The sequence below is a fragment of the Natronorubrum halophilum genome (assembly GCF_003670115.1).
In the GTDB taxonomy this organism is placed as follows: Archaea; Halobacteriota; Halobacteria; order Halobacteriales; family Natrialbaceae; genus Natronorubrum; species Natronorubrum halophilum.
The window spans coordinates 625,231-648,913 of record NZ_QQTY01000001.1 but is presented as its reverse complement, the minus strand read 5'-3'; the positions used below and the strand labels follow the sequence as shown (position 1 = coordinate 648,913).

At 62.8% G+C, this 23,683-nt stretch carries 22 protein-coding genes and 1 tRNA gene; 11 read left to right on the top strand and 12 right to left on the bottom strand.

What is annotated here, in order from left to right:
- Positions 1–545: 545 nt before the first annotated feature.
- From DWB23_RS03125 to DWB23_RS03105, 5 genes are all read right to left on the bottom strand, one after another.
- On the bottom strand, positions 546–1,745 hold the full coding sequence (locus DWB23_RS03125; RefSeq protein ID WP_121741338.1) for a redox-regulated ATPase YchF: 1,200 nt from the start codon (positions 1,743–1,745) through the stop codon (positions 546–548).
- 119 nt (positions 1,746–1,864) lie between these two features.
- A complete protein-coding gene (locus DWB23_RS03120) occupies positions 1,865–3,322 on the bottom strand; it encodes a sodium:solute symporter family protein (RefSeq protein ID WP_121741337.1) in 1,458 nt (485 codons plus the stop codon).
- The gene (locus tag DWB23_RS03115) at positions 3,315–3,512 is read right to left on the bottom strand and encodes a hypothetical protein (RefSeq protein WP_121741336.1); all 198 of its coding nucleotides are present in this window, start codon (positions 3,510–3,512) and stop codon (positions 3,315–3,317) included. Before DWB23_RS03115 ends, DWB23_RS03120 begins: the two co-directional genes overlap by 8 nt.
- A gap of 189 nt (positions 3,513–3,701) precedes the next feature.
- Entirely contained in the window at positions 3,702–4,871 is a 1,170-nt protein-coding gene (locus DWB23_RS03110) for a M20 family metallopeptidase (protein ID WP_121741335.1), read from the bottom strand.
- Positions 4,872–4,998: 127 nt separating this feature from the next.
- Entirely contained in the window at positions 4,999–6,474 is a 1,476-nt protein-coding gene (locus tag DWB23_RS03105; protein WP_121741334.1) for an aldehyde dehydrogenase family protein, read from the bottom strand.
- Between the two features lie 162 nt (positions 6,475–6,636).
- Here DWB23_RS03105 and DWB23_RS03100 point away from each other — a divergent pair, with 162 nt between their 5' ends.
- The 8 genes from DWB23_RS03100 to DWB23_RS03065 all read left to right on the top strand — a co-directional run bounded on the left by DWB23_RS03100 (position 6,637) and on the right by DWB23_RS03065 (position 15,584).
- Positions 6,637–7,380: an SDR family NAD(P)-dependent oxidoreductase gene (locus DWB23_RS03100; RefSeq protein WP_121741333.1), complete on the top strand. Its 744-nt coding sequence runs from the start codon at positions 6,637–6,639 to the stop codon at positions 7,378–7,380.
- Positions 7,380–8,639, top strand: coding sequence for an ArgE/DapE family deacylase (locus DWB23_RS03095; RefSeq protein WP_121741332.1), 1,260 nt, complete (start codon positions 7,380–7,382; stop codon positions 8,637–8,639). Before DWB23_RS03100 ends, DWB23_RS03095 begins: the two co-directional genes overlap by 1 nt.
- 497 nt (positions 8,640–9,136) lie before the next feature.
- On the top strand, positions 9,137–10,477 hold the full coding sequence (locus DWB23_RS03090; RefSeq protein WP_121741331.1) for an aminotransferase family protein: 1,341 nt from the start codon (positions 9,137–9,139) through the stop codon (positions 10,475–10,477).
- Positions 10,478–10,575: 98 nt separating this feature from the next.
- Complete coding sequence (locus DWB23_RS03085) at positions 10,576–11,070, top strand: Lrp/AsnC family transcriptional regulator (RefSeq protein ID WP_121741330.1); 495 nt, start codon at positions 10,576–10,578, stop codon at positions 11,068–11,070.
- Between the two features lie 160 nt (positions 11,071–11,230).
- Positions 11,231–12,100 (top strand): deoxyribonuclease IV, encoded by an 870-nt coding sequence (locus tag DWB23_RS03080; protein WP_121741329.1) that lies wholly within the window; start codon positions 11,231–11,233, stop codon positions 12,098–12,100.
- Between the two features lie 685 nt (positions 12,101–12,785).
- The gene (locus DWB23_RS03075; RefSeq protein WP_121741907.1) at positions 12,786–13,595 is read left to right on the top strand and encodes a class I SAM-dependent methyltransferase; all 810 of its coding nucleotides are present in this window, start codon (positions 12,786–12,788) and stop codon (positions 13,593–13,595) included.
- Positions 13,596–13,810: 215 nt separating this feature from the next.
- Entirely contained in the window at positions 13,811–14,797 is a 987-nt protein-coding gene (locus DWB23_RS03070; protein ID WP_121741328.1) for an ABC transporter ATP-binding protein, read from the top strand.
- Positions 14,790–15,584: an ABC transporter permease subunit gene (locus DWB23_RS03065; RefSeq protein WP_121741327.1), complete on the top strand. Its 795-nt coding sequence runs from the start codon at positions 14,790–14,792 to the stop codon at positions 15,582–15,584. Before DWB23_RS03070 ends, DWB23_RS03065 begins: the two co-directional genes overlap by 8 nt.
- Before the next feature lie 103 nt (positions 15,585–15,687).
- Here the strand turns inward: DWB23_RS03065 and DWB23_RS03060 are convergent, their stop codons facing one another.
- Both DWB23_RS03060 and DWB23_RS03055 read right to left on the bottom strand, forming a co-directional pair.
- A complete protein-coding gene (locus DWB23_RS03060) occupies positions 15,688–16,365 on the bottom strand; it encodes a DUF7095 family protein (RefSeq protein ID WP_121741326.1) in 678 nt (225 codons plus the stop codon).
- Between the two features lie 81 nt (positions 16,366–16,446).
- Positions 16,447–16,920 carry a DUF4442 domain-containing protein gene (locus tag DWB23_RS03055; RefSeq protein ID WP_121741325.1) on the bottom strand — a complete coding sequence of 158 codons (474 nt, stop codon included), beginning with the start codon at positions 16,918–16,920 and terminating at the stop codon, positions 16,447–16,449.
- Between the two features lie 158 nt (positions 16,921–17,078).
- Here DWB23_RS03055 and DWB23_RS03050 point away from each other — a divergent pair, with 158 nt between their 5' ends.
- Entirely contained in the window at positions 17,079–17,822 is a 744-nt protein-coding gene (locus tag DWB23_RS03050) for an alpha/beta fold hydrolase (RefSeq protein ID WP_121741324.1), read from the top strand.
- 80 nt (positions 17,823–17,902) lie between these two features.
- On the opposite strand, the gene DWB23_RS03045 is transcribed toward DWB23_RS03050, so the two are convergent.
- Positions 17,903–18,607 carry a hypothetical protein gene (locus tag DWB23_RS03045; RefSeq protein WP_121741323.1) on the bottom strand — a complete coding sequence of 235 codons (705 nt, stop codon included), beginning with the start codon at positions 18,605–18,607 and terminating at the stop codon, positions 17,903–17,905.
- Positions 18,608–18,815: 208 nt separating this feature from the next.
- Here DWB23_RS03045 and ncsA point away from each other — a divergent pair, with 208 nt between their 5' ends.
- Positions 18,816–19,775 carry a tRNA 2-thiolation protein NcsA gene (gene ncsA, locus DWB23_RS03040; RefSeq protein ID WP_121741322.1) on the top strand — a complete coding sequence of 320 codons (960 nt, stop codon included), beginning with the start codon at positions 18,816–18,818 and terminating at the stop codon, positions 19,773–19,775.
- A 358-nt stretch (positions 19,776–20,133) separates the two neighbouring features.
- Here the strand turns inward: ncsA and ftsZ are convergent, their stop codons facing one another.
- The 3 genes from ftsZ to DWB23_RS03025 form a co-directional block, all read right to left on the bottom strand.
- Complete coding sequence (ftsZ, locus tag DWB23_RS03035; protein WP_121741321.1) at positions 20,134–21,321, bottom strand: cell division protein FtsZ; 1,188 nt, start codon at positions 21,319–21,321, stop codon at positions 20,134–20,136.
- A gap of 2 nt (positions 21,322–21,323) precedes the next feature.
- Positions 21,324–21,503: a ribbon-helix-helix domain-containing protein gene (locus DWB23_RS03030; RefSeq protein ID WP_121741320.1), complete on the bottom strand. Its 180-nt coding sequence runs from the start codon at positions 21,501–21,503 to the stop codon at positions 21,324–21,326.
- Between the two features lie 201 nt (positions 21,504–21,704).
- Positions 21,705–22,355 (bottom strand): double zinc ribbon domain-containing protein, encoded by a 651-nt coding sequence (locus DWB23_RS03025; RefSeq protein ID WP_121741319.1) that lies wholly within the window; start codon positions 22,353–22,355, stop codon positions 21,705–21,707.
- Positions 22,356–22,483: 128 nt separating this feature from the next.
- On the opposite strand from DWB23_RS03025, the gene DWB23_RS03020 reads away from it, so the two are divergent.
- Positions 22,484–22,557: transfer RNA gene (locus DWB23_RS03020), tRNA-Tyr, on the top strand.
- A gap of 588 nt (positions 22,558–23,145) precedes the next feature.
- Here DWB23_RS03020 and DWB23_RS03015 read toward each other — a convergent pair.
- A complete protein-coding gene (locus DWB23_RS03015; RefSeq protein ID WP_121741318.1) occupies positions 23,146–23,442 on the bottom strand; it encodes a HalOD1 output domain-containing protein in 297 nt (98 codons plus the stop codon).
- Positions 23,443–23,683 lie beyond the last annotated feature (241 nt).

Sequence of the window (23,683 nt, the reverse complement as noted above, 5' to 3'; positions counted from 1 at the left end):
CCGTCATCTTTCGGACTATCAGGCTGGCGTTGAACGAGGCTCCTCAACAGCGTCTCGAGCCGGCAGCTCCGTTGCGAAAATAGAACGGTCGGTCGGTGGTCGGTCGTTCGAGTTTCCGTTCCGGTCGTCGTAACGATCCGACTGCACCTCGGGAGATCCGCGGTTGGAAACTGTTTCGCTCGAGTCAATCGACGGCGGGAGGTGGTGTCTTCATCGGCAGTTCGACCGCAGAAACACTCGAATATCATAATATCTCTTCTTCTGATAATTTCTCGGTCGACGACCTCGATGCGGGTTTCGTTCGACTCGTCGACGCGGCCGACGAATCCGACGGATCGGCCCGCACGACCGCCGCCGTATCGGTGCGCTCGGACGGTCGTGATCGACCGGTCCCGCGGTGATTCGACGGAGCGTCGAATCCCTCCCGCTGCGGGACGCTCGTCGTGCCGTTGATACAGATCCGTCTCGTCGTACTATTGGTCGCACACCGCCAGTTGGTCCCGGTAGCGCACCCGTCTCGAGGTGCGAGTCGCGATACTCGCCCGTCAGTTCGTCGTGATCACTTCGATCACGTCGCGGGGCTCGACCTCGTAGCTCTTGCCGAGTTGGCGATTCGTCCGGCAGTCGATCCCGTGGAGGAACCCGTCGCCGATGTCGGAGTGAAGGCTGTAGGCGAAGTCCTCCGCCGTAGAGTTGGGAGGGATCAGATAACAGTCGGGGAGCACCTCGCCGCGTTCGTTTCCGAGCCCGTTCGCGCCGCCGGGGAAAACGGGTGTCACACCCAGCACGTCGAAGAGGGCGGTCTCGAGGGCGGCCTGTACGCCCGTTGCGCCGTACTCGTCGAGGAAGTCCCGAATCTGCTCGAGTCCGCCCTCCTGTTCGCTCGAGACGTCGCCCAGCATCTCGAAGTCGTCGTCGCCGGGTCGGTAGTCGACGACGCCGGCCTGATCGGCCGACTTGAGGGCCTTTTCCGCGTGGGCGCTGCAGGGGACGACCGTCAGGTCCTCGTACTCCGGGTCGCTCGTGATCTCCTCGTAGTTCGCCTGCGCTTCGGGCGTGTCCATCTTGTTCGCCGCGATGACCATCGGCTTGGTCTCCTTGCGGATCTCGCGGGCGAGTTCGAGTCTGTCGTCCGCATCCCACTCTTCGGGCTCGAAGCCGACGTCGACGCGTCGGACGAGGCGCTTGATCTCGTCCTCGTTTGTCTTGAACGCGCTCATCTGTTCGGCGAGTTCTTCTTCGATGGCGTCCTCTTCGGTCGTGTAGCCCGACTCGTAGCGGTTGATCCCCTTCTCGAGGACGCCGAGATACCACTGGTCGAGTTCCTCCTCTAAGAAGGCGATATCGTCGCGTGGGTCGTGGCCCTCGGTCGGTTCCCCCTCTAGGTCCGTCTCGCCGGAGAAGTCGACGACGTGGACGAGGACGTCGGTTTCGTTCAGGTCGGAGAGGAACTGGTTTCCCAACCCGTTGCCCTCGTGTGCGCCGGGGATCAGTCCGGCGACGTCGACAAGTTTCGTCGGCACGAAGCGGGTGCCGTGGTCGCAGTAGCCGACGCTGGGGGTACACTCTTCGTCGAACTCCGGGGCCGCACAGTCGACGCGGACGTAGGCCTCGCCCACGCTGGGATCGATCGTCGTGAACGGGTACGCCCCTTCGGGAACGTCGTTCATCGTAGCTGCGTTGAAAAAGGAGGACTTGCCGACGGAGGGTTTGCCGACCAGTCCGATCCGGTAACTCGTACTCATTACCCGGTTCTGGGGGCGGCCCGGCTAAACGGGTTTTGTTCCGATCCCCTAGTGACATGAGAAAGCCTGTCACGGCCGACTGCGTCGCGCTCGTCCTCCCGCCGAGTCGCGACGCCGTCTCAGTTGTTCGTGACCACCCCGCCCCCCTTGTCGGACGACGAGAGGAGGTAGTGACCGGCGAGGAGGATGAGGATCGCGACACCGACGCCGACGAACGTCGACGGAATAGCGCCGATTCCGCCGCCCGCCAGGTCCGTTCCCAGCCCGAGCACCGCGCCGCCGATTATCGCTGTGACGACCGCTCGACCGTCGAGGTCCGTCCAGTAGATCGCGACGTAGACCGGCAGGAGGAACGCGCTGGTGAGCAACACGGCTCGAAGTTGGTACAGTTCGATGATCGTTCCCGGCGGATTGACCGCCGCAGCGGTCGCCGTAACGCCGAAGAAGACGGTCGCGACTCGCGAGACCCGCATCAGTCGTCTCTCGGAGGCGTCGGGTTTGAAGTAGCTGTAGATGTCTCGCGCCGTCGTAATTCCGGTCGAGTGCAAGCGGGTATCGGTCGTCGACAGAATGGCACTCATCACCGCGAGGATGATGACGACGCCGATTCCCGTCGAGACGTAGTCCGTGATGAGTACCGGGAACGCCGCGTCGGGGTCGTCGACGCCGAGTCCGCTGTCGAGCAAGGCGACGGTCGTCGCCCCGCCGAGGAGAATCAGAACCGAGTAGAATACGGACAGGATAACGCCGGCCCCGGCGAGATGAATCTTCGCCGTTCGAACGTCCTTGGTCGCGGCGATTCGCACGAGCATGTTCTGTTCGGTGAAGATCGTTCCGAAGAAGGCGACGATCGTCGCCGCGATCATCAACGCGGTGTACGTCCCCTCGTGGGTGGGATGAACCATCGCGGAATCGAGCGCGGCGAACTCCGTATTGATCGCGGTGAGACTTCCCATATCGGATATCATGTAGACGAGCGCGATCACCACGGCACAGACCATCACCACGGCCTGTAGGAGGTCCGTCCAAGCGACGCTCACGAGCCCTCCGAGAACCGTGTAGATGATGAACACGACGCCGATGACCCACACCATGTACTCGTAGGGGACGCCGGTGATCGTCGTCACGAGGAGGCTCGCACCGACCAGTTGCATGATCAGATAGAGCCATCCGTTAGCGAGCAACACGGACCCCGAGATCGGCCGTGCGATCTCGTAGCCAGTGGTTTTTGCGATCATGTCCGGGAGCGTCAGAACGTTGAGCTCGCGCACCCGTCCGACGACGAAGTACAACCCGCTGACGCCCAACATCAGGCCGAAAATCGTGTGGGTCATAAACGAGTACCCCTCGACGTACACGGCACCGATGAACCCGATCACGCTGACCGAACTGACGAAGTTCGCGACGAGCGACCACGTCGCCAGCGTCGGCCCCATCTCCTGTCCGAACACCCAGAAATCCATCACGTCGTCCGTCTTCGTGTACCCCCAGAGGCCGATGCCGAGGACGAGCAACAGGTACAGGACGAACGCCGCAAGGTAGTACGGGTTCGCATCCCCCGGGATCTGATCAATCATCGACCTCACCGCCTCGCTCGGCTATCGCTTCCGGTCCGTCGCCGCTGGTTACCGCCGTTTCGGCTTCGTCGCGGAACGGTTTCCCGAGTAGTACGTGAACGATGACGTAGTGAAACGCCCCTAAACTGCCAGCGAGTATCGTCGCAACGAATACGGCGAACATCGCTTCGGGCATGCCAAGGATAGTCATGGTGTATCTACCGTTTCGGACTGTCCACTGCTTTGTAAAATTATCGGTGACTGGAGAATGCTGTCCGGCTCACTTTCGAGAAATTAGGACATATTCCATAACAAACGTCTACTCGAGCGCACCAGCGCCGCACACAACGGGTTCCGAACGCCGCCGTTCGAAACCGGACGCCGATCGCGAACGAGGCGGCTATTCGAGCTCGCCTCGCAGCATCTCTCGACCGGCCTCGAGCAGGATTTCGAGGCCGGTTGCTGCGGCTTCGAGGTCGACGTGCTCGTCGTACGTGTGAGCCTGCGAGATGTCGCCGGGACCCCACGTGATGGCGTCCATTCCGGCGTCGTTGATGAAGTTACGGACATCGGTGGAGGCGTTGATACCCCACGGTTCAGTCGGCACGTCCGCGACCGTTGCGGATCGCCGTCGGAAGACGGCCGCCAGTGGACTGTTCGGATCGATCGCCGCCGATTCGTACGTTCGAGTGCGCTCCCACGACGTCTCCACGTCGTGCGCCGATTCGACCTCGGCCAGGATGGCGTCGATCTCCGCGTCGATGTCTTCGATGGTTTCCGCCGGCAGGAAGCGCCGGTCGATGGTAATCGTCGCTCGCTCCGGCACGACGTTCTCTTTGGTGCCGGCCTTGAGCATCGTCACCGTCGCATACGCTCGACCCACGAGTTCGTCAGTCCGATCTCGGACGGTCTCATCGTACTCCGCGAGCGCGTCGAGAACCGGTTGTGCGCGGACGATCGCGTTCGCACCTTGATCCGGTCGACTCGCGTGCGACGGCTCGCCGGTGACGTGAACGTCGTACCAGGCGAGGCCCTTCTCGCTCGTCCCGGTCCGAAGATCGGTGGGCTCGAGTACGACGCCGTAATCGCCGTCGTAACCCGACTCTAACAACGTCTTCGTCCCCGGTTCGGCGGTTTCTTCGCCGATCGCCGCCTGGAAGACGATCGAACCCGGCAGTTCGCCCGACTCGATATCGTCGGCGAACTGCGCGGTGGCGAGCATCCCGATCGCGACGCCCGTCTTCATGTCGACGCTGCCTCGTCCGTACAACGACCCGTCTTCGATCACCGCGCCGTACGGGTCGTACTCCCACTGCTCGCGGTCCCCGGCGGGGACGACGTCGATGTGACCGTTGAGCACGAGCGCCGGATCGCCGTCACCCACTCGCACCCCGACCTGGGGACGGTCGGGATAGGGTTCGGTGACCAGTTCGGCGTCGATGCCGCGGTCGGCGAACCACTCCCGGATGTACTCCGCACACGCGGCCTCGTTGCCCGGCGGATTCTCCGTCTCGATCTCGACCAACGCCGCGATGAGCGCCTCCAGTTCGTCGCGTACTGCGCTAGGCATACACTCGCGTACAGTATCGCCGATCAAAACTGTTCCGCCGAGGACCAATGTCTTCCACACTTATATTCGATATTCCGAACGGTATCCGCAGATAGCTACTGAATCTGGATGTCGTCCCACGACTCGGTTACGCTCCCGGAAGACTATCTGCCTCGTCCTCGAGTCCGATCGCGATGTTTTTCGTCTGGAGATACGAATCGAGCGCTTCGAGCCCCTTCTCGCGGCCGATCCCGCTCCGTTTGTATCCGCCGAACGGCGTCTGGTTCGTCTCTCCGAACCACGCGTTCACGTAGACGGTTCCGGCCTCGAGGTCGCGGCTCATCCGGTGCGCCCGCGTGATCTCGCTCGTGAACACGCCCGCCGCGAGACCGTACTCGACACCGTTAGCGAGCGCGATCGCCTCTCGTTCGTCGGTGAAGCGAAACACGCTGAGAACCGGTCCGAAGATCTCCTCGCGGGCGATCCGCATCTCCGGCGTCACGTCGGTAAACACGGTCGGCTCGATGAAGTATCCCGGTCGATCGAGCGACGCTCCACCGGTGACGAGCGTCGCGCCCGCTTCTCGTCCGACGTCGATGTATTCGTGGACCCGCTCGAGGTGCTCTTCGGAAACCAGCGGGCCGAGATCGGGGTCGTTCCAGCCGGGACCGATTTCATACCCCTCGGCGATGCGAACGATGCGATCGAGCAGTTCGTCGTGGATCGACTCGTGCACGAGGAGGCGGTCGACCGCGGAACACACCTGTCCGGCGTTCGTAAAGATCCCGGTCGTGATGTGATCTGCGACCGCGTCGAGATCGGCGTCCGGGAAGACGATCGCGGGATTCTTTCCGCCCAACTCGAGCGTCACCGGCGTAATCGTCTCCGCCGCTCGTTTCATGATGTGTTGGCCCGTCTCGACGCTTCCGGTAAACGTGATCGTGTCCACGTTCTCGTGTGAAACGAGCGCTTCGCCGGTCGGATCGCCGAAGCCGGTCACGACGTTGACGACGCCGTCGGGGAGGCCCGCCTCGGCACACAGCGCCGCGAGGCGCAACGTCGAGAGCGCCGTCTGTGGCGCGGGTTTGACGACGACGGCGTTGCCGGCGACCAGCGCCGGGGCGACGCCGCGCGCGAAGAGGTTCCCCGGGAAGTTCCACGGCGTCACCTGCGCGCTCACGCCGTAGGGCTCGCGGACCGTGAAATCGACCTGATCCGGGCCGACGGGAACGCTCCGGCCCTCGAGTTTGTCGGCGGCTCCCGCGTAGTACTCGAAATACCGCCGCGCGCCCGCGACGTCGCTTCGCGCCTGCGAAAGCGGCTTCCCCTGATCTGCGCTCTCGATCGCGGCGAGCTCCTCGGCGTTGTCGTCGACGAGTTCGCCGACGCGGTGGACGAGCCGTCCGCGTTCGTCCGGCGGAACGTCTCGCCACTCGGCAGCGGCTTCGCGCGCGACGGACACTGCGCGGTCGACGTCTTCGACAGTCCCTACTGCCACCGACGCGATCGGCTCCCCGGTTGCCGGATCGCGAGTCGGCTGATACTCGCCGTCGGACGGCGGTGTAAAACGTCCATCGATGTGAAGGCCGTACTCGTCTTCGAAGGAAACACCTGGCTGATCCATACGCTTCCAACGAACCGAATACACGAAATAATAGTGGTCGAGTTCAATATATCTCTCCGATATTAGAACTACGTTTTACTGTGAGTGCTCTTCGAGAGACACTGGACGAACATTCTCTCATTTGTCCGAAGATTCATTGTAACGGGAACGGTATCCGAACTCATGAATCACGCGGAGAACGTCGTCGTCGTCACCGGGGCCGGTTCCGGGATGGGGCGGGCGGTCGCCCGACGGTTTGGAACGAGCGGTGCCGCGGTCGCGTGCGTCGATCTCGAGCGCGATAGTGCGACGGAGACCGCCCGGGAGATCCGGGACGAGGACGGCGACGCGATCGCTATCGAAGCGGACGTTTCGGACGCGTCCGACGTCGAATCGATGATCGACCGCACCGTCGACGCGTTCGGGCAACTCGACGTGCTCCACAACAACGCGGGGATCCCACAGCGGGACACGCCGGTCGAAGACGTCGCGGAAGAGACGTGGGACCGGATACTCGACGTCAACCTCAAGAGCGCGTTTCTCGGGACGAAATACGCCGTTCCCCATCTCCAAGAGCGCGGCGGCGTCATCCTCAACACCGCGTCGACGGCCGCGATCCGGCCGCGAACGGGGCTCTCCGCGTACGTCGCCTCGAAAGGCGGCATGGTCTCGCTCACGAAGCAACTGGCGCACGAACTCGCGCCGGAGATCCGGGTCAACGCGATCTGTCCCGTCGCGACCGACACGCCAATGCTCGAGTCGTTCGCGGGAGACGAACTGAGCGTCGACGGGATGGCGTCGACCATCCCGATGGAGCGGCTGGCGACGCCACGGGACGTCGCCGGCGCAGCCGTCTTCCTCGCCAGCGACGACGCGGCGATGATCACCGGGACCGCCCTCGAGGTCGACGGAGGTCGGGATATCTGATGGCGACCTATCGGGACGCGTCCGATGCGGTCGACGCCCGACGGGACGAGATCGTCGAGTTCCTCTCCGAATTCGTTTCGATTCCCACGGAAAACCCGCCCGGCCGCGCGTATCGCGACGGGTCGGAATTCCTCCAGCGCGAACTGAACGACCACGGCTACGACATCGAGGACGTGTCCGTCCCGCGCGATGTCGTCGAACGTCACTATCCGGACCGGGCGGACCACCCCCGCACGAACGTTCTCGGACACCGACGCTACGGCGACGGGCCGACGCTGCACTTCACCGGCCACTTCGACGTCGTCCCGGCCGGTGCCGACTGGACCCGCGATCCGTACGATCCAGTCCTCGAGGACGGGAACCTCTACGGACGCGGTACGAGCGACATGAAGTCGGGCATCGCCGCGAGCCTGCTCGCGGTCGACGCGCTCGAGGCCATCGACGCGGACCTCTCGGGAACGATCACCCAGAGCATGACCGTCGACGAGGAGACCGGCGGCTTCACCGGCCTCGGCTACCTCGTCGACGAGGGCTACTTCGCGGACACCGACTACTGCATCTATACGGAGTGTTTCGACTCCTCGCGGGTCTGCCTCGGCCACCGCGGCGTGTTGAAGTTCACGGTGACGTCGAAAGGGGAGAAAGCCCACGGCTGTATGGCACACGACGGCGAGAACGCGATCGCGTCGATGACCGAGTTCCTCTCGCGGATCGACGAGTACCGCGAGACGCTCCACGCGCGGACGACCGACCTCCCGGTCACGCCGCCCGAATCCCGTCGAGCGGATATCTCGGCCACGATGGTCGACGCCGGCTACTCCGAGAACGTCATCCCGGACCGCTGTTCGGCGACGTTCTACCGGGTTCTGGTCCCCGGCGAATCGGTCGCGGACGCGCGGTCGGAGATCGAGTCCCTCATGGCGACCGCGCAAGATGCGACCGGGGCGACGTTCGAGTACGACGAAATCATGTTCGCAGCGCCCGCCGAGGTTCCCCGCGACTGTACCGTCAGTCGAACCGTCGCGCGGCACGTCGAACGCCGTCACGGCGACGTCGAGTTCGTCGTCTCACCCGGCTCCGACGACCAGCGATTCGTCGTCAACGACGCCGGCATCGAGAACTGCGTCGTCTACGGCCCCGGCCTCCTCGAGCAGGCCCACGTCGAAGACGAATACGTTCCCGTCGACGAAGTCATCACGGCGGCGAAGGTGATGGCCGCGACGGCGATGGATCTCCTCGGCGACGCCGGAGCGACGTGATTCGTTCGGGGAGAGAAGGGGTTCGTGACCGAGTCGGCAACGGATCGAAGCCGTCCGAGGGACGCCCGTCGGAGCTCGGTACGATCAGTCGTCGACGCTCAGGCGTCGGGCCAGCGTTCGATGTAGATCGCCGAACTCCTCGGAGACTAATTTCTCGACCAGCACGACGTCGTTCGCGAGACATCGCTCGCCAGCGCAGGCGCACGCGGACGAGGCGGTTTTCTCGGCGTCAGTTCATCGCTGCTCTCGAGGAGTACCCAGTCCCCCACCGACGTAGTTGCGAACCGTACCGACTCGTTCACGCGACTCTCGTTCGGCCATTGAGAGCATACCACAAGGTCAAAAATAAATGCACCGACGGAAACGAATAATATGCGATATTTAGAATTATATATTGGACTTCATTCTATCTTTGGAGTTTTAATCAGGATTCTATACGCGGATTATATTCTCTCTGGAAAGGTTAATGACTGTGGACCTCGAACCCCGACGAAAGGATGTCAGACGAAACGTCATCGATGGATGTGGAGCGGACGCCGGTCGAGCGCCTCGACAAAGAGTACGTGTTCGGGACCTGGTCCTACCAGAGCGAGGTCGACCCGACCGAAATCGTGGGGGCCGAGGGCGTCCGGTTCCGCGACGCCCACGGCAACGAGTGGATCGACTTTTCGGGTCAGCTCATGTGTTCGAACCTCGGACACTCGGCTGACACCGTCGCCGACGCGATGGCCGAGCAGGCCCGAGAGGGAGCCTACTACGCGCCGGGCTTCGCGACGGAAGCCCGCGCGAAACTCGGCGAGAAACTCGCAGAAGTGACGCCCGGGGACCTCTCCAAGACGTTCTTCTCGACGAGCGGGACGGAAGCCGTCGAGGCGGCGATCAAGATCGCGCGGATGTACACGGGCAAGCAAAAGATCGTCTCTCGATACCGCTCCTACCACGGCGCGACCTACGGCTCGATCAGCGTCACCGGCGACCCGCGACGATTGAAAGCCGAGCCGGGAATTCCCGGGACGATCAAAGCGCCCGATCCCTACGCGTACGGCTCGACCATGGATCCGATGGAGAGCCTCGAGTACATCGACGAGATGCTGATGCTCGAGGGCGATACCGTCGCGGCGGTGCTCGTCGAACCGATCGTCGGCTCGAACGGCATCCTCGTCCCGCCCGATGAGTACCTCCCGCGGCTCAAGGAGATCGCCCATGACCACGACGCGCTCTTGATCTGCGACGAAGTGATGAGCGGATTCGGTCGGACCGGCGAGTGGTTCGGCTCCGACGTCTTCGACGTGACCCCGGACATCATGACGATGGCGAAGGGACTTTCGGGTGCCTATGCGCCGCTCGGCGCGACGATCGTCACGCCCGAAATTGCCGATTACTTCGAGGACGAGATGTTCTGTCACGGCCACACCTACGCCGGCCATCCCGTCGCCTGCGCCGCCGGCCTCGCCGCCATCGAGACCTACCAGGAGGAGGGCATCATCGAGCACGCAAAGGAGGTCGGCAACTACCTGGGCGATCGTCTCGAGGAACTCGCCGAGGAGCACCCGAGCGTCGGGGACACCCGCGGCATCGGGCTCTTCCGCGGCATCGAACTTACGAGAGACCCCGACGAGCGCGTCCCCTTCGGCTCCCGCGAGGACAAGATTTCGAAGGGGACGACGGTCGTCGACGAGGTTTCGGCCGCGGCGGCCGACGGCGGGGTCTACGTGGCGAACATGATCAACACCCTGATCATCGCCCCGCCGCTGACGATCACGGAGTCGGACATCGACGAGGCCGTCGCGGTCCTCAACGACGCGCTCGAGGTCTCGGACGCGGCGATGGATCGGTAACCGTCGCCGCGACCGATACCGGCTGCGCCGCCTTCGTGTGCGCTCTTTCGGACGGAGTAGGGACGTTTAACTCCGCACCCGCGAAACGGAATACTAATATGGGTCCTGATCTCGACGAAACCGACATCGAAATCCTCAGACGGCTCGAGGAGACGAACGACAAAAATCTGGAGGAACTGTCGAACGAACTCGGTCTCTCGAAGTCTGCGGTCCACTACCGGGTGAACAACCTGAAAGAAAACGACGTGATCACGGAGATCTCTGCGAACATCGATCCGCACACGCTCGGACTGGACATGCTCATCGTCACCGAGGTGTCGGTCTCCCACGAGAGCGGGTACGCCGAGGAGATCGGCGACTCGCTCACCGCTATCGACGGCGTCAATCAGGTGTACTACATGATGGGCGACGTCGACTTTATCGTCATCTCCCGCGTTCAAAATCACGATCAGATGCACGCGCTCATCGACGATATCGTCGAGATCGACGGCGTCAACGAGACGTCTTCGCAGTTCGTCATCCAGGAGCTACAAACCGGGGACCGACTCCTCGACAACACGTCCGGCGGGATGATCGACGAGATACTCGATTGAACGACGCTCTACTCCTCGACCGCTCCGCGTCGGACCGCGACGATCACCGGTCCGTCGTCTCTTCGCGCTCGAGTGCCAACGGATCACCCCATCGAACTCCTCTCTTCGCGGGCTTTCCAGAACCAGTACCCCTATCACGAATCGGTACTGACGGGAATCCATGAAGGTCGGCGCACACGTTTCAATCTCCGGATCGCGCGTCTCGTCCGACGACGAAACACCGCCGTACGACGACATGCGAAACGCGGTACACCGGCAACTCGCATTCGGCGGCAACTGCGGACAGGTCTTTACGACCTCCCCGCAGGTCTGGGCCCAACCCGAACTCACCGACGAGGCCGCGGAGGGATTTCGGAGCGAGACCGAGGAGAACCTCGAGGGACCGTGGGTGATCCACTCGGCCTACCTAGTCAACCTCTGTACGCCCAAAGACGACCTCCGTCGGAAATCCAAAGAGAGCATGCAGGCGGAACTCGACGCCGCCGAGCGACTCGGCATTCCGTACGTAAACGTCCACCTCGGAGCCCACACCGGCGCGGGTGTCGAGGGCGGTCTCGACAACGCCGCGAGCCTCATCGACGAACTCGATGTCCCTGAAGGCGTCCGGATCCTCATCGAGTCCGACGCGGGCAGCGGGACGAAACTCGGCGGCGAGTTCTCCCACCTCGCGGGCATCATCGACCGCACCGAGACGGATATTGGCATCTGCATCGACACCGCCCACACGCTCGTCGCGGGGAACGATCTGACCACGCCCGAGGCAGTCGACGAGACCGTCGGCCGGTTCGACGACGAAGTCGGCCTCGAGTACCTCGAGTACATCCATCTCAACGACTCGAAACACGACGTGGGGACCCACAAGGACGAACACGCCCTCATCGGCGAGGGCTACATCGGCGAAGACGGGATGCGAGCGATCGTGAACCACCCTGACCTGCGGGACCTGCCCTTCGCGCTCGAGACGCCGACGGAGGACGGGAAAGGGTTCGCGTGGAACATCGAGAAGGTCAAGGAACTGCGAGACGAGTAAGAGTCGTCTGCCCTCGAGCGCAACCACTAGCAGTTTCTTTTCGAATCCCCTTCGAAATCGGTCGCTCGCGTCGTGACGTTGGCGACTGTGTTGTCGAGGCCGTGGTTATTCCCGTTGCCAGTATGAGCGCCACACTCGATGCACCGGGAAGCGTTACGATCCAGCCCTTTCGAACCGATCGAAGAGCACGTTTGGATTTGCTCGAGCGACTCGATTCGACGAAAAGTGTTCTGTGTGACCGCGAACTGAACAGAAGTCGTTTCGGCGCAGACGGGACACGTGCCAACGGGGCACGGAGTGTTCTGCGTATCGTGGCGGCTATCGTAACACCTGAAACGATTCACACCTGATCGCACGACAGCTGTGCGATCAGGTGTGCATTGACTTTCAGTGGCTACTATAGGGATAGCCACACCCTGCTCAGCCGATTCACTCGTTGCACTCGCTCATCCACAGGAAGACGCGGAGCGTCTTCCACGCTGTCACTAACTTCGTTCGCGACAACCTCGCACGTGTTCGTGCCGCGATTCACGCAGCGCTGCGTGAATCGCGACCCAGCACGCGCCACCGCCCGCCGTCCAGTCGGCCCGAAGTGGGAGGTCGCTTGCTGGGCTCGAGCAAGCGACGGACCGGATTCGAACCGAAAATCGACCCGTTTTTACTCGAGACGCTTCTACGACGACCCGTGCGCGAGTTCTCCGAGGACTACCTGCGCCGGACCCGCGAGGGGATGTGGGACGACTCCCGAACCGCCCTCGAGCCGCTGGCTCTCGAAGCCCACGACCGAATCCTCGACGTCGGCTGCGGGACCGGCGAGTTGAGCCGCGTCCTCCGCGAGGAGTCAGACGGTGCCACGGTGATCGGCTGCGACGCCGATAGCGAACTGCTCGAGATAGCTACCGGCTACGACGAGTCCATCCCAGTCGTCGCGGGCGACGCCCTTCGACTCCCGTTTCCCGACGATACTTTCGACCTCGTAGTCTGTCAGGCGTTGTTGATCAACCTCCCCGACCCCGCGGCCGCGCTCGAGGAGTTCGCTCGCGTCTCGACCGACCTCGTCGCAGCGGTCGAACCCGACAACGCCGCCGTCGAGATAGACTCGAGCGTCGACGCCGAAAACCGTCTCGAGCGCCGGGCGAGAACGGCCTACCTCGACGGCGTCCCCACGGACGTCGCGCTCGGTGCCGACGCTCGAGCGGCGTTCGAAGATGCGGGGCTCGAGGTGTTCGAGACCAGACGGTACGATCACGTTCGGACGACCGAACCACCGTACAGCGAGGGGGCGCTGGCCGCCGCGCGCCGGAAAGCGACCGGGGCGGGGCTGGCCGACGACCGCGAGACGATGCTCTCGGGAGCGATGACCGAAGCCGAGTACGACGACCTTCGGAGTACCTGGCGGGAGATGGGCCGCGACGTGATCGACCAGATGGGGACTCGAGCGTACCGCCGCGAGGAGTCCGTCCCCTTCTTCGTCACCGTCGGGCGGATTTCGTAGTTCGGGTCGCTTCTTTCGGCGCTTTCGCCCCGCTACGGGAGCTGGCTCGCGGTCACTGAACCTCTGAGCGGCGGCGACGAGCCGGGCACGGTGGAAGATTCCGTTGCTGATTCGTCTGACCCGGAGCGGGGAGCAGTTCCGCGCGGTGCTCGAGACCTCCGTTCCGGTCACGATTGTCTAGAGGTTACATACGGGTTGCCGTCGAACGATCTCCCATGGCTGCGATCGAACTCGAGGGGCTGACGAAGGACTACGGGGAGGTGCTGGCCAACGACGGCGTGACGTTCGCCGTCGAACGCGGCGAGATTTTCGGCTACCTCGGACCGAACGGTGCCGGCAAGACGACGACGATCCGGACGCTGCTCGGTTTTCTCTCGCCGACGGCGGGTTCGGGCCGACTGCTCGGACACGACATCACCGACGAAGACGAACTCATCGAGGCCAAACGCCGACTCGGATACCTCCCCGACAGCCCGGCGTTCGACGAGACCGCGACGGGCCGGGAGATCCTCGAGTTACACGCCTCGATCAAGGGCGACGAACGCAGCGACGAGTTGCTTGAACTGTTCGATCCGCCGCTCGACCGGCAGGTTCGGGACTACTCCCATGGTAACGTCCGGAAACTCGGCCTCGTAACGACGTTCATGCACGATCCGGACCTGGTGATACTCGACGAGCCGACGGGTGGACTCGACCCCCTGATGCAACAGCGCTTCGCCGAGTTCCTCCGTCGCGAACGAGAGCGAGGCCTGACGGTCTTTTTCTCGTCGCACATTTTGGGCGAGGTGCGACGGCTCTGTGATCGCGTCGGAATCATCCGGAACGGACGGCTCGTCGCGGTCGAACCCGTCGAATCGTTACTCGACCGCAGCGGGAAGGTCGTCCGCCTGCGCGCACCCGATCCGATCCCGGTCGAGACGCTCGAGATCGACGGCGTCCACGATCTCGAGACGAGTCTGGAACCGAGCGGGAACGAAGAACCCGCCTCACCGCCGTCGCCGGCGACGTTTACCGAGTGTACGTTCACGTTCACCGGTGACGTCAACGTCCTGCTCGAGCGCCTGCGGGAGTACCGTTTGCTCGATCTGTCGCTCGAGGAGGCTCCCCTCGAGGACGTCTTCATGCGCTTTTACGGCGGCGAAGGTGCAGGGGATGAGCCCGAACAGCAGCCGAGTCCGACGGGGGTGACCGACGATGCTTGAACTCTCCCGTTACGACGGTCGTCACCGTCTCACGGGCAGCGTCTACCTCTCGATCGCGATGTCGCTGCTGGCGGTCGTCGTCATCTGGATCTATCCCTCGTTCAGCGGGTCCTTCGAGGACGTGGACGAGGAGTTTCTACAGGCCTACCCCGAGGGAGTTATTCAGCTGTTCGACATCCGGACGATGGCGTCCCTCGAGGGCTTTCTCGCCTTCGAACTCTACATCTTCGGCTGGACGATCCTGCTCGGGCTCTACCTCGCTTACCTCGCGGCCGGGACGGTCGCCAGCGACGTCGAGCGCGGCCGGATGGATATCTTGCTGTCGATGCCGATCTCGCGGGCTCGGATGGTCGCCGAGAAGTTCGCCTCGCTGGCCGTACCGATCGTCGTCGTCAACGTCATCACGCCGCTCGTCATCTACGCGGCGGCGGCGCTGATCGACGAACCGATCTCGGCTGCGGATCTGGCGGCCGTACACCTCCTCTCGATCCCCTATCTCTTCGCCTGCGCCGGAATCGGGCTGGTCGCCTCCGTCGTCGTCGATCGCACGAGCATCGCCCAGCGCATCGCACTCGGGATCACGTTCGGCCTGTTCATGCTCGAGTCGCTGCTCTCGGGGACGGAGTACGAAGCGATCGGGGCGATCGCGCCGATGCGATACTTCGACCCGAACGAAATACTGCTCGACGGAACGTACGATCTCGTCGGGGCGGGCGTTCTCGTCGCGGTAACGGTCGGTCTCCTCGTCGTCGCACAGCTGTGGTTCTCGCGAACCGATATCGATTAATCGACTGAGCCGAACCGCGCGTTCGCGACCGTCGCGGTGCGGACGACGGCGATTCGCGATCCGACCGTATCGCGTTCGTGATTCGATCGCGCTCCCGTCCGGTTCAGATGACGTCGCCGCGGACGGTTACGCCGTCCTGCTGTTCGCGCCAGGCGTGGAGGTCACGCGCTGCCGTCTCGGCCTCCTCGCCGTCCAACCCGAGCATCTCCAGCGCGCTCGAGAGCGTCGGCAGCGCCAGTTCTCCCTCGCGGAGTTTTCGCATGGCCTCCTCGCTTCGGGTTCCCTCGGCCCAGAGGCAGACGCCGCGTGGATCGAGCAACTGGGTGTAGTCCTCGCGCAGTTTCGCGCCCCGCAACCGTTGGGTGACGTTGTCCTCGAAGGGCGCGTTACAGACCTCGAAGTGGATCGGATCGTCGTCGTCGACCTCGCCGAGCAGGTGCGCGGCGAGACACCGTTCGGGGGCGGCGTGGCCGTTCGCGTTCGCCCGGAGGTATTCCGGGTACTCGGCGGCCCAATCGGCCCGAACGGACTTGCCGACGCCCTCGATGTCGTACTCGTCGCCCATTCCGCCGTCAGTCGTCGCCGTGTCCGAATCGCTGTCGTCTCGCATCAGGATGTCCTTCGTCAGGTAGATATCGAGGCGATCGACGGGATCGAGTCCGAGCGCGACGTCGCCGAAGGCCCACACCTCCCGGACCGGGACGGGCATTCGCTCCTCCTCGACGGTGTCGACGAGTTCCTCGAGACGATCGACCGCGTCACGGCGCTCGAAACCACTCATGAGACGGATGTGGGTGCTCGAGTCGCAAAACGGTTTCCTCATCCCTAACTCGCTCGCACTCGCCGACCCGGCCCGCGTTCCTCAAACCTTCTTCGTCTCGTCGGTCGAGATGTAGATCGTCTTCCGAACGGTCGCGTGGACGGTCCCGTTCGCGTCGACGAGATCAACGGTGTAATGGCGGTCGATCGACTCCGTTCCCTCGACTGCGAGTTCGGCCCGGATCGCCTCGAGTTCCTCGTCGCTAAGCCGAAACCTCGCGTACAGGGTCTCCTGTCCGGGCTTTTTGAAGCGGATATCGGCCTCCTTGTCCCAGACGACGTAGACGTCGCCGAGCGTTTTCAGCAACATCATCATGTAGAACGGATCGACAGCGGCGTAGATGCTGCCGCCGAAGATCGTTCCGACGTAGTTGCGCGTCCGCCAGGAAAGCGGGAGTTTTACGCGGATCTCCTGCCAGTCGGGGGCGACGTACGTCACCCGGCCGCCGGTTCCGCGGTAGGCCGGAACGCAGTTGAAGCCGAGCCGATAGAGGCGGGAGCGCAGAGACGCGAACATGTACGTAACGTGGGATACCCTCCCGAAAGCTGTTCGTAAACGGTTTCGCTCTCGCTGGCCGTTGTCGCTCGCGGAAGGCCGTCGTCCGCGCTCGTCCGTGGCACTCACCCACGTGTCAAGAGAGGACTTTTTTATTGATTCCCGGCGAACGAACCCCTATGAGACACCGAATCTTCAACGAGGACGACGAGAACGAACTCGTCTTCGTTATGGGCTGGGGAAACCGCTGGACCCACGAGAACGTAAGCTGGCTCATCGGAAAGCTCACGGATGCGGGCTACCGCGTTCACGCGTTCGAACTCCCCACGAACATCGACGACTTCAAAGCTGACTGGCTCGAGCCGATCGCCGAGTACGTCGTCGATCTCGATGGGTACCAGCTCCTCGGCCACAGCGCGGGCGCGCTGATCGCCCAGGCGCTCGACGGCGCGGAAAACCACGTCTACCTGAGCCCGTGGTGGGGGTACAGCGAGGCCTATCCGGCGCTGCTGGTGGATGCGGTGTCGAAACTGCCGACGACGCTCCCCTGCGTGCCGGTCGGCGAAATGGACCGAGAGACTCTCGGCGAGCGGGCGACCGACCACCAGATCGCGACGACGCCGCGGTGGGTGTCGCCAGCGTTCGTCCGGGAAACCCGTCGCGGGCAAGAAGAGTTGCTGACGATCGACCACGACGCGGTCGTCTTCTGTTCGCTTCGCGACCCCGTCGTCAGTTTGCGTCCGATCGGCGAGCGGGTTCCCGCCGAACACGTCGTCCTCTACGACGGCGGCCACGAACTATTCTCCTCAGCGAGTCGGGACCGCCATATCGACACGCTCCTCACCGCCCTCGAGGACGGTGCCGAAGCCGTCGAGGAGAACGAAGATGTCGATGGGGACGAGGAAGAACCAGTTCCGGCCTAACGGATCGGGAAGCGAGAGGGGATCTCGGTCGTCGATTCGCAGGGCACGGTGGCGCGCGGTCGCTGGCGGTAGCTCCGGTTTCAGAGCGCATCCGCGAGCGCCCGCAGTTGCGGACCGCCATTTGTCAGCAGGGTGCGGGGGAACCCGCGGCGCGAACTCTCGAACGCGGTCGCGAGCGCACCCGTCGCGTCATCGAATACGCCGGTCCCGTGACCCACGAGGATTCGCTCCAGGGCGATCCCTGCAAACGCAGCCGTTGGCGGTGTGAGGCGGCATAAAAGGTAGAGGGCGAGGCGTTCGTCGCCCGCGAGATAGAGGGGTGCCGTCCCGAGCAGGTCCGGAACGTAGAGCGTCGCATCCGACCGCCGGTAGGCTACCGCCTCGCTCCACCCCGGGAACGGACTCGCCTCGCGGATCGAGAACCCCGACGTCCCGATCTCGCCGTCAACGATCTCGAGTGAGACGTCTTCCAACTGGCTGGGAACCCGGTCGCTCCACGGCGGGACGAATACGGGAACGTCGTATCGGCGTGCAAATGTCCCCGCGTCGCGGGCGTGATAGTCCGAGCAGACGACGACGCCTGCGACCTCGCCGAACGTTTCGAGTTCGTCCTCGATTCCGAATGCCTCGAGCGGGTCGAACAGCCAGACCCGGTCTCGCTCACCGACGAGCGCGTGACTCGCCCGCATTCCGATCTCTTGCGGATGTGCGAGCCAGCCGAAACCGCTGTCGAACTCGTTGATCGGACGATAGTCGGTCGACGGCGACCTGTCGTACATCGTCATACTCTCGCGGTCTCGAGGGTGTCAAAAAGACAGTTCCATTGACAGTTGTGGTAGTTGAAACGGTCACGATAACACCGCCTGAAGCGGACAACCGGTCGTTTACGGAATCAGTGCAACACTCTTCACGAACGCCCGTTCACCCTGCGACGCAGTCGTTCGCGTTCTCGCAGCGAAACCGTGATGGACTGGGGACGACAACGGACCGTTAATGGACTGTAACCGGTGTGACGAGGAGGCGGTCATGCACGCTGCCTACTCGGGGGCGCACCTCTGTGCGGATCACTTTCGGGAGTCGGTCGAGAAGCGGGTGCGCCGACGGGTGCGGCGGGACGATCTCGTCCCACACGACGCGACGCCCGACAACCCCCAGACGTGGGTAATCGGCCTCTCCGGCGGCAAGGACAGCGTCGTCCTCACGCGGATCCTTCACGACACCTTCGCGAAGGATCCCCGTATCGAACTCGTGGGGCTCACGATCCACGAGGGCATCGAGGGCTACCGGGACAAGAGCCTCGAGGCCTGCATCGAACTCACCGACGACCTCGAGATCGACCACGAGGTCGTCAGCTACGAGGAGGAGTTCGGGGTTCAGATGGACGACGTCGTCGAGGACGACCCCGAGAACATGGCGGCCTGTGCCTACTGCGGCGTCTTCCGGCGGGATCTGCTGTCGAAATACGCCGACGAACTCGAGGCGGACATCCTGCTCACGGGGCACAACCTGGACGACGAGGCCCAGTCGGCCCTGATGAACTTCCTCGAGGGTGACGTCGAACAGATCGCGAAGCACTTCGAGGCCAGTCTGGGACCGCTATCCGAACGCGACGAGCAAGACGAGTTCGTCCCGCGCGCGAAACCCCTTCGGGACGTCCCGGAGAAGGAAATCGCCCTCTACGCCCACCTCAACGATCTTCCGGCCCACATCACGGAATGTCCCCACTCGAGCGAGGCCTACCGCGGCGAGATCCAGCGACTGCTCTACGGTCTGGAGGAGAACCATCCGGGAACTCGTCACTCCATCCTCTCGGGCTACGAGGAACTCGCCAGCATTCTCTCCGACGAGTTCAGCGGCGGCGACGGTGCCGACCTGCAAGCGTGCGTCGAGTGTGGCTCGACGACGACCCGAGAGATCTGTCGGAAGTGTTCGTTGCTCGAGTCGCTGGCTTGAGCCGCGAACGCGGCCGGTCAACTTTCGGTATCTCGTCCGTATACGACTGTAAACGAACTCTTCGATCAGCAGCAAAGACGGGTGCGAACGTTAGTAGCCCCGGTCCGCGATAACTGCGATACCGATACGAGTGTTGCGACTCTCGAGCGGAGCGGATTCAAAATACGGAACGGCAAAACGAACCGCCAATCGGCAGGTGGTGTGTCGTGTACAGCGGGTGGTGTGTCGTGTACAGCGGGTGGTGTGTCGTGTACAGCGGGTGGTGTGTCGTGTACAGCGGGTGGTGTGTCGTGTACAGCGGGTGGTGTGTCGTGTACAGCGGGTGGTGTGTCGTGTCCGTACGCTGTGTCTCTGCCGATTATCGGATTACGTCGACGCCGTTTTGTTTCTCGACTTCGTCGCGGCCACCGTCGCTGTGGGCTCCGTATCCGGTGCCGGTCTCTTTGACGTTGTTGCTCGCGTCGAAGTCGGCGCTTTTCACGCCTTCGATGCTCTGGCGCGATTTGTCGGCTTGTTTCTGCGTCGTCGGACCGAGAACCTGGGCGCTTTGTACGCCGGTCATGATCGCCATGACGCGGACTTTGCCCTTGTAGTTCTCCTGGATCCGAGCGCCCCAGATGACGTTCGCCGAGGCCTCGAGGCGCTCGGTGATGTTGTCTGCGATTCCCTCTGCCTCTTTGAGCGTGAGGTCCGGGCCGCCGGTGATGTGGACGAGTCCGCCCGAGGCACCACGATAGTCGACGTCGAGCAGCGGGTGGTTCATCGCGTCCTTGACGACCTCGTCGCTCTTGTTCTTGTCCTGGGTCTCACCGACCAGCATGACGGCGACGCCACCCTGGTTCATGATGGTGGACATGTCCGCGTAGTCCAGGTTGATCAGCGAGGGTTGGGTAATGGTCTCCGAGATTCCCTTGACGGTCTCGGCGATGATCTGGTCCATCACCGAGAACGCCTTGCCGATCGGGAGGTTCGGGACGTAATCGAGCAGCCGGTTGTTGTCGAGCACGATGATCGAGTCGGCCTGCTCGCGCAGTTTCTCGAGACCTTCCTCGGCTTTCACCGTCCGGGCACGCTCGACGTTGAACGGCGTCGAGACCATGCCGACGACGATCGCTCCTTGCTCTTTGGCGATTTCGGAGACGACGGGGGCGGCACCGGTACCGGTTCCGCCACCCATGCCCGCGGTCACGAATACGAGGTCGGCGTCTCCGAGAACCTCCTTGATCGTCCCTTGTGCCATCTCGGTGGCGCGTTCGCCCATCGAGGGGTCACCGCCAGCGCCGAGACCGTTCGTGAGCGACTTGCCGACGAGGATCTTCGTGTCGGCCTCGATCATTTTGAGGTGCTGTTTGTCCGTGTTGATCGCCACGGTATCGGCACCGTCGACGCCGATGTTATACAGCCGGTTGATCGTATTGTTACCCGCACCGCCACAGCCGACGATGACGATTCGTGGATCGCCGAACTCGTCGTCGTCCATGTCGGCATCCATCTCTCGGGCCTCCTGTTCTGCGTTCTCGAGTGCGTCTTGTACGATATCCTGCATCGTTATACCTTGGCCCAGTTTCGTTTGCCGGACTGTTCGCTTGGTCCGTCGTGTTGCTCGTTGATCATTTCTCGGACAGCCGACCGAATCGCTTCGCTTCGGTTCGGGAACTCGCCCGAGTCGACCAGCTGCTCTACCTCATCGATTTGCTGTTTCGGAATTCGCAGTGTCACACGCTCCATGGTTGTATTCCCTTGAGGGTAAGACGGTGGCGCGCCCCTGTCAGACGCGGCGTGTCTTACACCGGATTCGCCCGACATCGGGCGATTTTCGGCTTTCGCCGACCGTTGTAAGACGACCGTCTTACGCGACTAAGTGAAATACTGGCATAGACAATAAACCTTTCGTCGGACACGACTCTCTGCGTCTTACACAAGTCCTTATCAGGGACTGTTCTGACCGAGCACATCCGCGGCCGGTGTTCGGCGACCACAGCCGGGACAGAACGCCCAGTCCGATCGAATTTCGTCGCCACACTCACAGAACAGCCGTCTCGAAGCCTTCTCACCACAGTTGGGGCAGTACACGTGCTCGTCGTCGACGTGTTCACCACACTGGTCGCACTCCGTGCTCGCTTCGTCAGCTCCTGATTCACGGTCGTCGGCCCGGCTCGGTTCTGGTGTCTTCTCACCATCCTCGGTCACGCGCGTATGAGTCTCATCCCGCCGGTTTTCGGCGTCACGTCGTGCCGACCGGTCTCCCGTCCGACGGTCGTCCTCGAGTGCGATGGTAACGGTCACCTCTTCAGTGCTACGACCGCGACTCCGTCCGCGTGTGCGCGAACCTGACTCGAGACCGAGTTCGTCGAGTCGAGCCGCGAGCAGTTCGTCGACGCGGTCGCGAACCAGTTCGTCGATCGCTCCCGACGGCTCTGCCGTCGTCCCTTCACGTTCCGCCCCCTGCGTTCCTCGAGCAGGGCCATCGGCTGCGAGATACGAGCGAAGCGCGTCCCGCATCGCTTCGCTTTTCGAAATGTCGAGCAACTCGAGTTGCTCGACGAGATCATCGTCGGCGCGGAACGTGATCTTGCTCATGGTCGAGTTACTACTCCTATTCAAATCCCAGCTATATCAATCATTCTCCGTTTTGTGTATGACAGGCGGCTCTCCTCGTCGAGAATAACAACCCTTATGTTATCCAGAGCGGCTACGTTCAGGTGCGACCGCCCTTAGCTCAGACTGGTAGAGCAGTCGACTGTAGATCGACTTGCCCCCCGTTCAAATCGGGGAGGGCGGACTTCTCCTGCGAACAACGTGAGTAGTGGGGATTCATCTGACTCAATTTGAACACGAACGTCATGACTCTCGAGCGGAACGATCGAGGGGTCTCTCATGCGTTCGAATCGGAGAAAACGAACTTCGGGGACTACATACGGGCGGAGAGAATCCGTCGTACGCCGGAAAGGCAATCCCGAACGATCACGGCGAATAGCGATGTTTACGTTTCCATCGGACATCCCTTTTCAGATTCGGGTTCTGGACCCTTGATTCGGGTGTGAAACCGGTTCTGGCTGCAACCGGCCGCCTGCTCGCGAGGATCGGTGTCGACGCGTGGGACGGTCTGTATGACAGCCGTTCGTAGCTGTCGGCCATCGGTCGACGTGCCGACACTGCGGGCCCATCGCCGATCGTGAGATGGGGTTCCGGTGCGTCGACGATCAGTTACTTGCTGTCCTCACCGCGTATCGAGTGTCTCGTTGCGCGTCGGCGGGGACGGTGGTGTGCTCGGCCTCGAGAGAGTACCGTCTCGAGCAGTGCCGAGAGCAGGCTGCAACGGTGGCGACGCGAGCGGTGGCGGTCGAGGCCGGCGTCGTGGCCGTCGCGACTACCGATTGGCGATCGGGGCGCGCTCCGTTCCGTAACTCGAGTTCCCGGACGCGGTAACTGGGTCGGTATCGGTGACCGTGACGTCTCCGCTGGGGTCGATTTGAATCGTGTAGCCCTTGTGCGTAAATTCGATTGCGGGTTGTAGCCGATCCGAACCGGATGATTCGAAGAACGAATTGAGCGCGTCGGTATCGATAGCGGTGTGGAGCGGCGGCTGAAGTTCTTCCAGGGGGACTCCTTCGAGTTCGGCGATCCGTTGTGCAACGTCGAGGGTGATTGGCTGATCCTGAGCCATATCCAGCGCTGCCAGATTGTGTTATATAAAATCGGGTGTTCGTCTAATGACGCCCGTCTGCTGCCCGTCAGACAATCACGGCCGACGTCGAGGAGACCATCGAAACCGAATCGAAACTCCGCGCCGGGCAGAACCATTATATACCGCTGCAAGCAATTTTCGGATGGGGCTGGAACGGTAGGTGGTGGTTCTTTCCAGCCCAGTTCCGGATTCGACCACTCCGGCCTTCAATCTCCCGCCC

Coding starts and splice junctions, on each gene's coding strand:
- DWB23_RS03015 (WP_121741318.1), bottom strand. CDS start 23,442: ATGGCTCAGGATCAGCCAATCACCCTCGACGTTGCACAACGGATCGCC.
- DWB23_RS03100 (WP_121741333.1), top strand. CDS start 6,637: ATGAATCACGCGGAGAACGTCGTCGTCGTCACCGGGGCCGGTTCCGGG.
- ncsA (WP_121741322.1), top strand. CDS start 18,816: ATGGACTGTAACCGGTGTGACGAGGAGGCGGTCATGCACGCTGCCTAC.
- DWB23_RS03055 (WP_121741325.1), bottom strand. CDS start 16,920: ATGTTCGCGTCTCTGCGCTCCCGCCTCTATCGGCTCGGCTTCAACTGC.
- DWB23_RS03045 (WP_121741323.1), bottom strand. CDS start 18,607: ATGACGATGTACGACAGGTCGCCGTCGACCGACTATCGTCCGATCAAC.
- DWB23_RS03125 (WP_121741338.1), bottom strand. CDS start 1,745: ATGAGTACGAGTTACCGGATCGGACTGGTCGGCAAACCCTCCGTCGGC.
- ftsZ (WP_121741321.1), bottom strand. CDS start 21,321: ATGCAGGATATCGTACAAGACGCACTCGAGAACGCAGAACAGGAGGCC.
- DWB23_RS03110 (WP_121741335.1), bottom strand. CDS start 4,871: ATGCCTAGCGCAGTACGCGACGAACTGGAGGCGCTCATCGCGGCGTTG.
- DWB23_RS03060 (WP_121741326.1), bottom strand. CDS start 16,365: ATGAGTGGTTTCGAGCGCCGTGACGCGGTCGATCGTCTCGAGGAACTC.
- DWB23_RS03095 (WP_121741332.1), top strand. CDS start 7,380: ATGGCGACCTATCGGGACGCGTCCGATGCGGTCGACGCCCGACGGGAC.
- DWB23_RS03030 (WP_121741320.1), bottom strand. CDS start 21,503: ATGGAGCGTGTGACACTGCGAATTCCGAAACAGCAAATCGATGAGGTA.
- DWB23_RS03065 (WP_121741327.1), top strand. CDS start 14,790: ATGCTTGAACTCTCCCGTTACGACGGTCGTCACCGTCTCACGGGCAGC.
- DWB23_RS03050 (WP_121741324.1), top strand. CDS start 17,079: ATGAGACACCGAATCTTCAACGAGGACGACGAGAACGAACTCGTCTTC.
- DWB23_RS03105 (WP_121741334.1), bottom strand. CDS start 6,474: ATGGATCAGCCAGGTGTTTCCTTCGAAGACGAGTACGGCCTTCACATC.
- DWB23_RS03080 (WP_121741329.1), top strand. CDS start 11,231: ATGAAGGTCGGCGCACACGTTTCAATCTCCGGATCGCGCGTCTCGTCC.
- DWB23_RS03120 (WP_121741337.1), bottom strand. CDS start 3,322: ATGATTGATCAGATCCCGGGGGATGCGAACCCGTACTACCTTGCGGCG.
- DWB23_RS03025 (WP_121741319.1), bottom strand. CDS start 22,355: ATGAGCAAGATCACGTTCCGCGCCGACGATGATCTCGTCGAGCAACTC.
- DWB23_RS03115 (WP_121741336.1), bottom strand. CDS start 3,512: ATGACTATCCTTGGCATGCCCGAAGCGATGTTCGCCGTATTCGTTGCG.
- DWB23_RS03090 (WP_121741331.1), top strand. CDS start 9,137: ATGTCAGACGAAACGTCATCGATGGATGTGGAGCGGACGCCGGTCGAG.
- DWB23_RS03085 (WP_121741330.1), top strand. CDS start 10,576: ATGGGTCCTGATCTCGACGAAACCGACATCGAAATCCTCAGACGGCTC.
- DWB23_RS03070 (WP_121741328.1), top strand. CDS start 13,811: ATGGCTGCGATCGAACTCGAGGGGCTGACGAAGGACTACGGGGAGGTG.